The organism is Dorea sp. 210702-DFI.3.17 (assembly GCF_020560825.1).
GTDB lineage: Bacteria > Bacillota > Clostridia > Lachnospirales > Lachnospiraceae > Dorea > Dorea formicigenerans.
The window spans coordinates 42,822-55,375 of the sequence record NZ_JAJCNB010000006.1; the positions used below are offsets into that span (position 1 = coordinate 42,822).

Below are 12,554 nucleotides of genomic sequence, written 5' to 3' on the forward strand. Positions count from 1 at the left end.
AGGGAGAAACTATGCTGATCGTTAAAAAATTTGGCGGGACTTCTGTTGCCAATAAAGAACGAATATTTAATGTGGCAAGACGCTGCATTGAAGACTATAAAGCAGGGCATGATGTGGTAGTCGTGCTTTCTGCGATGGGAGATACAACAGATGAGCTGATTGAACTTGCAAATTCCATCAACCCAGATGCAAAGAAGCGTGAGTTGGATATGCTTTTGACAACAGGAGAACAAGTGTCAGTATCATTGATGGCTATGGCTATGCAGGCACTGGATGTGCCAGCGGTATCTCTAAATGCATTCCAGGTTGCGATGCATGCAACATCACGTTATGGAAATGCAAGATTTAAACGTGTAGATACTAAGCGTATCAGACATGAACTGGATTCCAGAAAGATTGTGATCGTAACAGGATTCCAGGGTGTGAATAAGTATGACGATATTACAACACTTGGACGAGGTGGTTCAGACACAACTGCAGTTGCGCTTGCTGCGGTACTTCATGCAGACAAATGTGAGATTTATACAGATGTTGATGGAGTCTTTACAGCTGATCCGAGAATTGTAAAGAATGCAAAAAAATTAGATTTTATTACTTATGATGAGATGCTGGAGCTGGCGAGCCTTGGAGCGAAAGTACTTCACAACCGTTCAGTCGAGATGGCAAAAAAATACAATGTAGAGCTGGTAGTCAGATCAAGTCTCAATCAGACAGAAGGAACCGTAGTAGGGGAGGGAACAGGAATGGAAAAACTGTTAGTAACAGGAGTTGCAGCAGATAAAAATACAGCAAGAATCTCTGTAATCGGAGTAGAAGATAAACCAGGGACAGCTTTTAGTGTATTTGATACACTGGCAGCCAATAACATTAATGTAGATATTATTTTACAGTCTGTAGGACGCGAGGGGACAAAAGATATTTCCTTTACTGTTGCTTCGGATGATCTTGAACATGCGTTAGAAGTTCTGGATAAGAATAAAGAAAGACTTACGATTAAGGATATTACATACAACAAAGATGTGGCAAAATTATCTGTCGTAGGAGCAGGAATGATGAGCAATCCGGGAGTTGCATCCAGAATGTTCGAGGCGCTGTACAATTCCAGAGTCAATATCAACATGATTTCAACATCAGAAATTCGTATTACAGTACTCGTAGCTGAGAAAGATATTGATAAAGCTATGAATGCAGTACATGATGAATTTATCATGGAAGAATAACAGATGGGATCTCTTCCCAATCTGTTATTCTTCCTGATTATTTGAATTTGCAAGAAAGCCGGTAATAATCTGTCTCACTTCGTCAGAAGCAGCACGAAAAAGAAGTAAAAGCTTTAGCTCTTCATCGGTGAGATAGATGATATTATCGGATTTTTTGCATTTAATATACGGAATTTCGCCCTCGGAAATTCTATCGGGCTGCATGGAATACAGAGGAATCTTGTAGCCGTTACAGAATAAAAGTTCATCAATGGTAATATGATAAAAGTCAGCAATTGATTTGAGTAATTCCAGATCAGGGGTGCGTGTGCCACGCTCATAATTGGAATATGTCTGACGAGAAATATTCAGATATCTGCTAAATTCATCCTGCTTAAGATTACTTCGCTCACGCAGAATACGAAGATTCTCGGTCAATTGGATATTGGCCATTGATGTTTCCTCCATTGAATCAAAAATATGTTTACATCATAACAATTTGTTCAATAAATAAAAGAATATGCGCCGAAATGTGGCAAAATAAGAAAAAGCAACAATGTGTTGCTTTTAAGTAAAATTAACAATATAATCAGACTATTTTAAACTAAGAGTACTGTTGTGATATTCGCTGGAGAATGTAACATCTGTTCCAAACCATTCTGGTGGTGTGAAAGAGAGTGCCGAAGCTTCATCTGGAAATTCTACTTCAGCCAGAAGCAGTGGAGCCAGATCGTCTTCAAAGACATCTAATTCAATAGTTAGAGAATCATTGAGTGGAATCATATAACGTTTTTTTCTGATGAGACGTCCGTCAATCTTTGTGAGCAGATGCTGATATGAAGCTTCATCAAGTGGCAGATTATATTCTTCTCTTGCCATGAGACCTTTTGATTTATAAGTGAGTTCATGTTTATTATTGTCCTTCCGGATACGAATAACCGGATCCGTGTTCAGATAAGCCTGTTCGATGTGACGACAGGGATAATCCTGATAATCTTCCGGAAGAGTATCAATAAGATATTTGCGTTCTATTTCCATATTATAATACCTCCATGGCATAATCATAATTCAGTTTACACAAAAAGTAAACAGTGTTACTATTAAGAAAATGAGTCAAGAAAAATAAGAAAAGGAGAGATCCGTTATGAAATTTAGTATGAAAAAAGTAACTGTATTATTAGCAGATGGATTTGAAGAGATTGAGGCTCTGACGGTAGTAGATCTGCTTCGAAGAGCAAAAGTGTATGTGGATACAGTATCAATTACAGATGATTATACAGTGCGCGGAGCACATGGAATACCTGTGCAGACAGAGGATCTGATCACAGAGATTGATTTTAAAGAATCCGATATGATCGTGCTTCCGGGTGGAATGCCGGGAACAACAAATCTGAAAGAAGATGAGAATGTCAGAAAGGCAGTTCAAGAAGCATATGACGACGGAAGATATGTGGCAGCAATTTGTGCGGCACCGACAATTCTCGCAGATATGGGACTTTTAAAAGGAAAGAGAGCGACTTGCTATCCAGACATGGAAAGTGAAATTGAAGATGCATATCTGACCGGAGCACCAGTAGCAACTGACGAAAATATCATTACAAGTCAGGGAGTTGGAACTGCAATTGATTTTGCACTGAAACTGATCGAAGTGCTTATCAGCGAGGAAAAAGCAGTAGAAATTGCAGATTCTATTGTATATCAGAGATAATTTATGAAAACCTTATAAAAAAACGCAATATCCGTAAAATCGAACTGGATATTTGGAAATGTTTGTGATATACTTCTTGAGTGAATGCAATGTAATATGCCCTTTTGCGGATTGCCCATGCAAGGGGGATAGAAATAGGAGGAAAAGGGTAAATGAGTTTACAGGTAGAAAAATTAGAAAAAAATATGGCGAAACTCACAATCGAAGTTTCTGCTGATGAATTAGAAAAAGCACTTCAGAACGCATACAAGAAACAGAAAAATAAAATCAGTATGCCAGGATTCCGTAAAGGAAAAGTTCCGCGTCAGATGGTTGAGAAGATGTATGGAGCAGATGTATTCTATGAAGATGCAGCGAATGCTCTGATTCCACAGGCTTACTCAGAGGCTTACGATGAGTGTGATCTTCAGATCGTATCTCAGCCGGAGATTGATATTACACAGATCGAGAAAGGAAAACCGTTCATCTTCACAGCACTTGTTGCTACAAGACCGGAGGTTACTCTTGGAGAGTACAAAGGACTTGAGGTAGATAAAGTATCTACACGCGTAACACAGAAAGAAGTTGACGCTAAGATCCAGGAAGAGGCTGGAAAGAACGCAAGAACAGTTGCAGTAGAAGGACGTCCGGTTAAAGACGGAGATGAAGTTGTTCTTGATTTTGAAGGATTTGTTGACGGAGAAGCATTCGAGGGCGGAAAAGGAGAGAACTATTCTCTTACAATTGGTTCCGGAACATTTATTCCAGGATTCGAGGATCAGCTTATCGGAGTAGAGGCAGAGAAAGAAGTAGAAGTTAAAGTTACATTCCCGGAGGAGTATCACGCAGAGAACCTTCAGGGAAAAGATGCTGTATTCAAATGTACAGTACATGAGATCAAAGAGAAAGAGCTTCCAGAGATTGATGATGAATTCGCAGCAGAAGTATCTGAGTTTGATACATTAGATGAGTACAAGGCTGATGTAAAAGCTAAGATTAAAGAAGAAAAAGCTAAAGAAGGAAAAGCAAAAAAAGAAGATCAGGTAATCGCAAAAGCTATCGAGAATGCAACAATGGAGATTCCTGAACTTATGATCAAGACACAGGCGCGCCAGCAGATGGATAATTTTGCTCAGAATCTGATGTCACAGGGACTGACAATGGAGCAGTATGCACAGTTCACAGGAATGACAGCAGACAAGATGATGGAGCAGATGCTTCCATCAGCAGAGAAGAACATTAAGACACGTCTTGTTCTCGAAGCAATTGCAAAAGCTGAGAATATTGAGATTTCTGACGAGAAGATCGATGAGAAGTTAGCTGAGATGGCTAAGTCTTACGATATGGAAGTTGAAAAACTTAAAGAGCTTGTAGGAGATGCTGAGAAACAGCAGATGAAAGACGATATGGCTGTTCAGGAAGCAATTGATTTCCTTGTTGAGAACGCTGTAGAGAAATAATAAGTCACTGAAATATAACAGGGAGGCATATGTATGAGTTTAGTACCTTATGTCATTGAACAGACAAGCAGAGGAGAGCGTTCCTATGATATCTATTCAAGATTATTAAAGGACAGAATTATATTTTTTGGAGAAGAAGTTACAGATGCATCAGCGAGTGTAGCAATCGCGCAACTTCTTTTCCTGGAAGCAGAGGATCCGGAAAAGGATATTCATCTGTACATTAACAGTCCGGGCGGATCTGTATCTGCCGGTCTGGCAATCTATGATACTATGCAGTATATCAAATGTGATATTGAGACAATCTGTATCGGTATGGCAGCAAGCATGGGATCATTCCTTCTGGCCGGAGGTACAAAAGGAAAGAGACTTGCCCTTCCGAATTCCGAGATTATGATTCATCAGCCATCAGGAGGAGCTCAGGGCCAGGCAACTGAAATTCAGATTGCAGCAGAGCATATTCTGAAGACTCGTGAGAGGTTGAACCGGATTCTTGCAGAGAATACAGGACAGCCGCTGGAGGTCATTAGCAGAGAGACTGACAGAGATAATTTTATGTCCGCTGAGGAAGCCAAAGCATTTGGATTAATCGATGAAGTAATTACAAGACGATAGGGAACAGATATGTTCCCTATTCTTTAATGAGGTGTAGAATATTGGGAAGAAATGATGATCAGATAAGGTGTTCATTTTGTAATAAGTCACAGGCTCAGGTGAAAAAACTGATTGCAGGACCGAATGATACTTATATCTGTGATGAATGTGTGGAAGTATGCTCTGAGATTATAGAAGAAGAGATGGCATATGATGAGAATGATTCCTGGACTCCGTTTTCAGATATCAATCTTTTGAAACCGGAAGAGATTAAGGAATTTCTTGATGATTATGTGATTGGACAGGATGAGGCAAAAAAGGTTCTTTCTGTTGCTGTATATAATCACTACAAGCGTATTATGGCACAGAGAGATCTGGGCGTCGAATTGAATAAGAGTAATATACTGATGCTTGGTCCGACAGGGTGTGGTAAGACACTTCTTGCCCAGTCACTTGCAAAAATTCTGAACGTTCCATTTGCAATAGCTGATGCAACAGCTCTTACCGAGGCAGGATATGTAGGAGAAGATGTGGAAAATATTCTTCTAAAACTGATTCAGGCTGCAGATTATGATATTGAACGTGCAGAGTATGGTATTATCTATCTTGATGAGATCGATAAGATTACAAGAAAATCTGAGAACCCGTCAATTACAAGAGATGTATCTGGAGAAGGTGTTCAGCAGGCACTTCTTAAGATTGTAGAAGGCACGGTTGCAAATGTTCCTCCGCAGGGTGGAAGAAAGCATCCACATCAGGAATTGATACAGATAGATACAACGAATATTTTATTTATCTGTGGCGGTGCATTTGAAGGAATTGATAAGATTATTGAGAAACGTATTGATCAGAAATCTATCGGATTTAATGCAGAAATTGCAGAGAAGCATGAAGATGATGTAGATAAATTGTTAGCTCAGGTGCTGCCACAGGATCTTGTGAAATTTGGATTGATTCCGGAACTGGTAGGGCGTGTACCAGTTACAGTATCTCTTGAGATGCTGGATCATGATGCTTTGATCCGTATCTTGACAGAGCCAAAGAATGCAATCGTAAAGCAGTATCAAAAACTTTTGGAACTAGATGGAGTGAAATTAGTATTTGACGATTCTGCATTAAACGAGATTGCAGATATATCATTGAAAAGAAAGACTGGAGCCAGAGGACTTCGGGCAATCATGGAAAATACAATGATGGATATTATGTATCGCGCACCGTCCGATGAGACACTGAAAACGTGCCGGATCACCGGTGACGTGGTGACAGGAAAAGCAAAACCAGAGTGTGAACACACTTCTGTGAATACACAAAGCGCATAATGAAAGAGGCGGGTACGAGTAAAATTGTTCCCGTCTCATTTTTGAATTATAGGAGTAAACAGTATGGAAAATGAGTTGATGAGTCTGCCGATGGTGGCACTTCGCGGACTTGCAGTGCTGCCAGAGCAGGTGACACATTTTGATGTGAGCCGTGAAAAATCTGTGCAGGCAATCACACAGGCCATGAAAAAAGATCAGAAAATATTTCTTGTAATGCAGAAAAAAGTTGAAGTGGAAGAGCCAAAGGAGTCAGATCTTTACAGAATTGGCTGTATTGCAACTGTAAAACAGATTGTAAAGCTTCCGGGAAATATGAAACGTGTTCTAGTATCGGGAGAGCAGCGTGCAGGTCTTTCCTGGATTGAATCTGAAGAACCTTATTTTCAGGCCGCGGTAAAAATATTGCCGGATTTCTGCAAACCGGAAGACCGGGAACTGTTGGAAAATCCAATCAATGAAGAAGGAATGGTACGTGGACTTCGTGAACTGTTCAGGGATTATATGTCAAAAAATCCAAAGCTTGCAAAAGAACTCGCTATGATGATCGAAGAGATAAAATCGCTGCGCGTCATGGTCGATACAATTGCTGCCAATCTTCCAATGGATTATGAAGATACCCAAAAAGTTCTGGAAGAACAGGATATTTTTCAGAGATATGAAGACATTTCTCTTCGTGTGGTCAATGAGATGCGCGTACTCAGTGTGAAAGAGGAACTTCAGAAAAAGGTAAAAGAGCGTGTAGATAAGAATCAGAGAGAATATATCTTAAGAGAAGAGATGAAACTGATTCGTGAGGAACTAGGGGAAGATACACTTCAGACAGATGCGGAGGAATTCGAACAGGCAGTGAAAGATTTAGATGCATCTTGTGAAGTGAAAGAAAAATTAGCAAAAGAAATCAAAAGATTTAAAAGCCAGATGGCAAGCCCGGCAGAGTCTGGTGTTGTAAGAACTTATATTGAAACGATGCTTGAGATGCCGTGGAATAAGAGATGTGAGGAGAATCTTGATATCAAAGCTGCGAAAGAAAAGCTTGATGAAGAACATTATGGTCTGGAAAAGGTAAAAGATCGTATACTGGAATTTCTGGCAGTTAGAATCCTCACAAGTAAAGGACAGACTCCGATTCTTTGCCTTGCAGGCCCCCCGGGAACCGGTAAGACCTCTATTGCAAGATCACTTGCAGAAGCGCTTGGAAGACCTTATGTCCGCATTTCTCTTGGTGGTGTGCGTGATGAGGCTGAGATCCGGGGACATCGCAAGACTTACGTAGGCGCAATGCCTGGAAGAATTGCGACAGCACTTCGAAATGCAAAAGTAAAGAATCCACTGATGCTTTTAGACGAAATTGATAAAGTTAGTAATGACTATAAAGGAGATACATTTTCTGCACTTCTGGAAGTACTGGACAGTGAACAGAATGACAAGTTCCGTGATCATTATCTGGAAGTTCCAATCGATTTGTCGGAAGTACTGTTTGTTACGACAGCTAATACATTACAAACAATTCCAAGACCACTTCTTGACCGTATGGAAGTAATCGAGATCAACAGTTATACAGAAAATGAGAAAATTCATATTGCCCAGAGACATCTGATTCCAAAGCAGTTAAAAAGTCATGGACTTTCAGAGGAACAACTTTCAATCAGTAAGAAAGCACTTCAAAAAATTGCGACCGTGTATACAAGGGAAGCGGGAGTTCGTCAATTGGAAAGGAAAATTGGAGGCATCTGCAGAAAGTCAGCCAGAGAGATTCTGGAAGATAATAAGAAATGTATTAAAGTTACAGAACGTAATCTGGAGCATTATCTAGGTAAAGAGATTTACCAGTTCCAGAAGGCAAATGAACAGGATGAAGTCGGAATTGTCCGAGGACTTGCATGGACCAGTGTCGGAGGGGATACACTTCAGATTGAGGTTAATGTGATGCCGGGGGAGGGTGAGATTCTTCTGACTGGTCAGCTTGGCGATGTAATGAAAGAATCTGCAAGAGCCGGGATCAGTTATATACGTTCTGTCAGCAAAGAACATGGTATTGATGAGAAATTTTTTAAAGAACATGATATACATATCCATATTCCGGAAGGAGCAGTACCAAAAGATGGACCGTCTGCAGGTATTACAATGGCAACGGCGATATTCTCAGCTGCGACAGGAAGAAAGGTACGTGCGGATGTGGCTATGACCGGTGAGATTACACTAAGAGGAAGGGTGCTTCCAATCGGTGGATTAAAAGAAAAACTTTTGGCAGCAAAAAATGCCGGGATCCGGATGATTCTGATTCCTAAAGAAAATGAGAGGGATATTGAAGAAATGTCTTCAGAGATCACAAAGGGTCTTAAGATAGTCAGTGTATCTCATATGGATGAAGTGCTTGATTATGCACTTTCTAAAGAACAGGAGGGATAAGATGGTCATTAAAAATGTAAATCTTGAAACAGTATGTGGAATTACAAGTGTTCTGCCAAAGAATACAAAACCAGAGATCGCATTTGCGGGAAAATCAAATGTAGGAAAATCATCGCTGATTAATGCGTTGATGAACCGGAAATCTTATGCAAGAATTTCAGCGACTCCGGGTAAGACACAGACGATTAATTATTATAGTATTAATGATGAAATGTATCTTGTTGACCTTCCGGGTTATGGATACGCAAAAGTGTCTGAACAGGAAAAAATTAAATGGGGACAGTTGATTGAACGTTATCTTCATAGTTCTGCACAATTGAAAGCAGTATTCCTGTTGATTGATATCAGGCATGCACCATCTGAAAATGACAGAATAATGTATCAGTGGATTGTTGATCAGGGATTTCATCCAATCATTATAGCAACGAAACTCGACAAGATTAAAAGAAGTCAGGTGCAGAAGCAGATGAAAGTGCTAAGAGAAGGGCTGAAATTGATTCCAGGGACAACGATCATTCCATTTTCTTCTCAGACTAAGCAAGGAAGAGATGAAATCTGGGATATGGTAGAAAATCAATTTCTAAATCAATAATCACTAGGATATTCCTTTTTACAGATGCTTATGATATAATATACGAAGATGTTGTCTGCCTGTGAGTAAAGTGCCAGATGACAGAAATGATCGAAACAGATCATACAGTTCAAGAATGCCTCGGCATTCTTGCTGCGAGGTGCGCGTCATGCGATTGCATGACATACTTCTACTGCGCACCTCTGCAATCCTGCCGGAGGCTATATCAGCTGAGGGATTGACTCCTACCACTGATACCAGCTTGTTTCTCACCCTATAGAGGTGGGAGTCATCTCCCGGCTGATATAAAAATGAACTGTATGAAATGTAGCGCAAGGAGTAATGAACTATGAAAAGAGTATTGTTAAAGCTCAGCGGGGAAGCTCTCGCCGGGGAGAAAAAGACAGGATTTGACGAGGCAACATGTATTGGAGTTGCAAAGCAGGTAAAACAGCTTGTTGATGACGGTGTTCAGGTAGCAATTGTAACAGGTGGAGGTAATTTCTGGAGAGGAAGAACCAGCGAGACAATTGACCGTGTAAAGGCAGATCAGATTGGAATGCTTGCAACAGTTATGAACTGTATTTACGTATCTGATATTTTCCGTTTTGCAGGAATGGAGACAGAAGTATTTACCCCGTTCGTATGCGGTGCATTTACTACATTATTTTCAAAAGATAAAGCTGTGGAAGCATTGAATCAGGGAAAGGTTGTTTTCTTTGCAGGAGGAACCGGACACCCGTATTTTTCTACAGATACAGGTGCTGTACTTCGTGCTATTGAGATTGAAGCAGATGCAATGCTTCTGGCAAAGGCAATCGATGGAATCTATGACAGTGATCCAAAGGTAAATCCACAGGCAAAGAAATATAACGAAATTAGTATTCAGGAGATTATTGACAAAAAGCTGATGGCGGTAGATCTGACGGCTTCTATTATGTGCCTTGAGAATAAGATGCCGATGCTTGTATTCGGACTGAATGAGCCGAACAGCATTGTAGAGACAATGCGTGGAACATTTACAGGAACAAAAGTGACGGTATAATAAGGAGGATATAGCAATATGAATGAGAAATTAAAAGTATATGATACAAAGATGCAGAAGACAATGGACAGTCTGGACGGTGAGATGGGAACGATTCGTGCAGGACGTGCCAATCCGAATGTGCTGAACAGAATTATGGTAGATTATTATGGAACACCAACACCAATCCAACAGGTAGCGAACGTATCTGTTCCGGAACCGAGAATGATTCAGATTCAGCCATGGGAGAAGAGCATGCTCAAAGTTATCGAGAAAGCAATCATGGTTTCTGATCTGGGTATCAATCCGACGAATGACGGAACTGCTGTAAGACTGATCTTTCCGGAACTTACAGAAGAACGACGTAAAGAGCTTGTAAAAGATGTTAAGAAAAAAGGCGAGGCGGCGAAAGTTGCAATTCGTAACATCCGTCGTGATGGAAATGATGCATTTAAGAAGCTGAAAGGTTCTGATGTTTCTGAAGACGAGATCAAGAATCTGGAAGATGAACTTCAGAAGATGACGGATAAGTATGTTAAAGAAATTGACAGTGCTGTTGAAGTAAAATCAAAAGAAGTTATGACTGTATAGTCTGGAATGAAAAGAAGAGGGCAGCCCCGGCAGATATGCAGGAGGGGTCTGTCCTCATTTAATGTTGATAAGATTTAATGTTGATAAGAAAAAAATTTCACAGAAGAATGCCGAGGCATTCTTGAATTGTGTCAGATTTGAAATGTGTGAGATAATTTTAGTCAGCAGGAGGATAATATTATGAATATACCACAGCATGTTGCGATTATTCTAGATGGTAACGGACGCTGGGCAAAGGCAAAAGGAATGCCGCGTAATTATGGGCATGCACAGGGAAGTAAGAATGTAGAGAAGATTTGTGAAGAAGCATGGTGCATGGGAATAAAATATCTGACCGTATATGCTTTTTCTACTGAGAACTGGAATCGTCCAAAAGAAGAAGTAAATGCTCTGATGAAGCTGCTTCGCAATTACATGAAAACCTGTCTTAAGACAGCAGCGAAAAATGATATGAAAGTCCGTGTAATCGGAGATATTACAAAATTGGATGAAGATATTCAGAAGAGAATTCTGGAGCTTGAAGAGGCAACGAAAAATAATGGCGGATTGAATTTTCAGATTGCAATCAATTATGGAAGCCGTGATGAAATCACAAGAGCGGTACGCACGTTGGCTGAAGATGTAAAAGAAGGAAAACTTATGCCGGAAGAAGTGAATGAGGCATGTATAGAAAGGTATCTGGATACACACGATATTCCAGATCCTGACCTTCTGATTCGCACAAGTGGAGAGCAGAGATTGTCCAATTATCTTTTGTGGCAGCTTGCTTATACAGAGTTTTATTTTACCGATGTTCCATGGCCGGATTTTTCCAAGCAGGAATTGGAGAAGGCAATTGAACAGTATAATCGCAGGGACAGACGCTATGGCGGCGTGAAGGAGGAATAAGATGTTTAAGACAAGGCTCATAAGTGGAATTATACTGGTGATTGTGCTGATCGCGACAGTCGGAACTGGAGGAAATGTTCTTTTTGGTCTGCTTGCGGTTGTCAGCCTGATTGGATTGACAGAATTATATAAAGTGATAGAAGTTCAGAATAAACTTTTAGGATTTGCAGGATATCTGGCAACAGTGGCCTATTATGTACTGCTCTATACTGGGAATCTTCAGTATATGACACTTTTTACGATTGTGTTTTTAGTATTAGTTATGGCGGTATATGTATTTACATTTCCAAATTACAGATCTGAACAGGTGATGACTGTATTTTTTGGAGTGTTTTATGTAGCAGTAATGTTGTCCTACATTTATCAGACACGCATGCTGGAAGATGGGGGCATAGTTGTATGGTTGATTTTCTTAAGTTCCTGGGGCTGTGACACTTGTGCATATTGTGCCGGTATGCTTCTTGGAAAGCACAAGATGGCACCAAAACTCAGCCCAAAGAAATCTGTAGAAGGTGGTATTGGTGGCGTACTGGGGGCTGCGCTTCTAGGAGTGTTATTTGCATTAGCTGTGAATCAGTGGGCAGGAGCACAGGCAGGAGTTCTGGAATACGCAATCATTTGCGGAGTCGGTGGAATGATTTCGCAGGTTGGAGATCTGGCTGCTTCTGCAATCAAAAGAAATCATGAGATTAAGGATTACGGGAAATTGATCCCGGGACATGGTGGAATTCTGGACCGGTTCGACAGTGTAATATTTACAGCTCCAATTATTTATTATCTGACCATGGCGCTGTCGGGGAATTTGTAACGAG

13 protein-coding genes are annotated in these 12,554 nt (G+C 40.4%); 11 read left to right on the forward strand and 2 right to left on the reverse strand.

The features are described 5' to 3' along the window. Window positions 1-11: 11 nt before the first annotated feature. Complete coding sequence (locus LI149_RS05615; protein ID WP_005331335.1) at window positions 12-1,220, forward strand: aspartate kinase; 1,209 nt, start codon at window positions 12-14, stop codon at window positions 1,218-1,220. Window positions 1,221-1,244: 24 nt separating this feature from the next. Here LI149_RS05615 and LI149_RS05620 read toward each other — a convergent pair whose 3' ends face one another. Both LI149_RS05620 and LI149_RS05625 read right to left on the reverse strand, forming a co-directional pair. Next, on the reverse strand, window positions 1,245-1,667 hold the full coding sequence (locus LI149_RS05620; protein ID WP_005331332.1) for a helix-turn-helix domain-containing protein: 423 nt from the start codon (window positions 1,665-1,667) through the stop codon (window positions 1,245-1,247). Between the two features lie 126 nt (window positions 1,668-1,793). After that, on the reverse strand, window positions 1,794-2,237 hold the full coding sequence (locus LI149_RS05625; protein ID WP_005339758.1) for a CYTH domain-containing protein: 444 nt from the start codon (window positions 2,235-2,237) through the stop codon (window positions 1,794-1,796). 106 nt (window positions 2,238-2,343) lie between these two features. On the opposite strand from LI149_RS05625, the gene LI149_RS05630 reads away from it, so the two are divergent. The 10 genes from LI149_RS05630 to LI149_RS05675 all read left to right on the forward strand — a co-directional run bounded on the left by LI149_RS05630 (window position 2,344) and on the right by LI149_RS05675 (window position 12,550). After that, window positions 2,344-2,907 carry a DJ-1 family glyoxalase III gene (locus LI149_RS05630; protein ID WP_005331330.1) on the forward strand — a complete coding sequence of 188 codons (564 nt, stop codon included), beginning with the start codon at window positions 2,344-2,346 and terminating at the stop codon, window positions 2,905-2,907. 152 nt (window positions 2,908-3,059) lie between these two features. Continuing rightward, window positions 3,060-4,346 carry a trigger factor gene (gene tig / locus LI149_RS05635; protein WP_117606811.1) on the forward strand — a complete coding sequence of 429 codons (1,287 nt, stop codon included), beginning with the start codon at window positions 3,060-3,062 and terminating at the stop codon, window positions 4,344-4,346. Between the two features lie 33 nt (window positions 4,347-4,379). Then, window positions 4,380-4,961, forward strand: a complete 582-nt coding sequence (gene clpP / locus LI149_RS05640) for an ATP-dependent Clp endopeptidase proteolytic subunit ClpP (protein ID WP_005331327.1) — start codon at window positions 4,380-4,382, stop codon at window positions 4,959-4,961. A gap of 38 nt (window positions 4,962-4,999) precedes the next feature. Next, the gene (clpX, locus tag LI149_RS05645; RefSeq protein WP_029731763.1) at window positions 5,000-6,259 is read left to right on the forward strand and encodes an ATP-dependent Clp protease ATP-binding subunit ClpX; all 1,260 of its coding nucleotides are present in this window, start codon (window positions 5,000-5,002) and stop codon (window positions 6,257-6,259) included. Between the two features lie 63 nt (window positions 6,260-6,322). Beyond that, a complete protein-coding gene (gene lon, locus LI149_RS05650; RefSeq protein ID WP_227143073.1) occupies window positions 6,323-8,668 on the forward strand; it encodes an endopeptidase La in 2,346 nt (781 codons plus the stop codon). A 1-nt stretch (window position 8,669) separates the two neighbouring features. After that, window positions 8,670-9,260 (forward strand): ribosome biogenesis GTP-binding protein YihA/YsxC, encoded by a 591-nt coding sequence (yihA, locus tag LI149_RS05655; RefSeq protein ID WP_005339770.1) that lies wholly within the window; start codon window positions 8,670-8,672, stop codon window positions 9,258-9,260. Between the two features lie 328 nt (window positions 9,261-9,588). Continuing rightward, entirely contained in the window at window positions 9,589-10,284 is a 696-nt protein-coding gene (gene pyrH, locus LI149_RS05660; protein ID WP_117613452.1) for a UMP kinase, read from the forward strand. Window positions 10,285-10,302: 18 nt separating this feature from the next. Continuing rightward, entirely contained in the window at window positions 10,303-10,854 is a 552-nt protein-coding gene (gene frr / locus LI149_RS05665) for a ribosome recycling factor (RefSeq protein WP_117613454.1), read from the forward strand. A gap of 177 nt (window positions 10,855-11,031) precedes the next feature. Next, entirely contained in the window at window positions 11,032-11,742 is a 711-nt protein-coding gene (locus tag LI149_RS05670; protein WP_288165522.1) for an isoprenyl transferase, read from the forward strand. A gap of 1 nt (window position 11,743) precedes the next feature. Beyond that, on the forward strand, window positions 11,744-12,550 hold the full coding sequence (locus tag LI149_RS05675; RefSeq protein WP_227143074.1) for a phosphatidate cytidylyltransferase: 807 nt from the start codon (window positions 11,744-11,746) through the stop codon (window positions 12,548-12,550). The last annotated feature ends 4 nt before the right edge of the window (window positions 12,551-12,554 follow it).

Bases quoted from the DNA above. Each gene is read 5' to 3' on its own strand.
- pyrH (WP_117613452.1), top strand. From the start codon at position 9,589: ATGAAAAGAGTATTGTTAAAGCTCAGCGGGGAAGCTCTCGCCGGGGAG.
- LI149_RS05620 (WP_005331332.1), bottom strand. From the start codon at position 1,667: ATGGAGGAAACATCAATGGCCAATATCCAATTGACCGAGAATCTTCGT.
- frr (WP_117613454.1), top strand. From the start codon at position 10,303: ATGAATGAGAAATTAAAAGTATATGATACAAAGATGCAGAAGACAATG.
- LI149_RS05625 (WP_005339758.1), bottom strand. From the start codon at position 2,237: ATGGAAATAGAACGCAAATATCTTATTGATACTCTTCCGGAAGATTAT.
- yihA (WP_005339770.1), top strand. From the start codon at position 8,670: ATGGTCATTAAAAATGTAAATCTTGAAACAGTATGTGGAATTACAAGT.
- tig (WP_117606811.1), top strand. From the start codon at position 3,060: ATGAGTTTACAGGTAGAAAAATTAGAAAAAAATATGGCGAAACTCACA.
- clpP (WP_005331327.1), top strand. From the start codon at position 4,380: ATGAGTTTAGTACCTTATGTCATTGAACAGACAAGCAGAGGAGAGCGT.
- LI149_RS05615 (WP_005331335.1), top strand. From the start codon at position 12: ATGCTGATCGTTAAAAAATTTGGCGGGACTTCTGTTGCCAATAAAGAA.
- LI149_RS05675 (WP_227143074.1), top strand. From the start codon at position 11,744: ATGTTTAAGACAAGGCTCATAAGTGGAATTATACTGGTGATTGTGCTG.
- lon (WP_227143073.1), top strand. From the start codon at position 6,323: ATGGAAAATGAGTTGATGAGTCTGCCGATGGTGGCACTTCGCGGACTT.
- LI149_RS05630 (WP_005331330.1), top strand. From the start codon at position 2,344: ATGAAATTTAGTATGAAAAAAGTAACTGTATTATTAGCAGATGGATTT.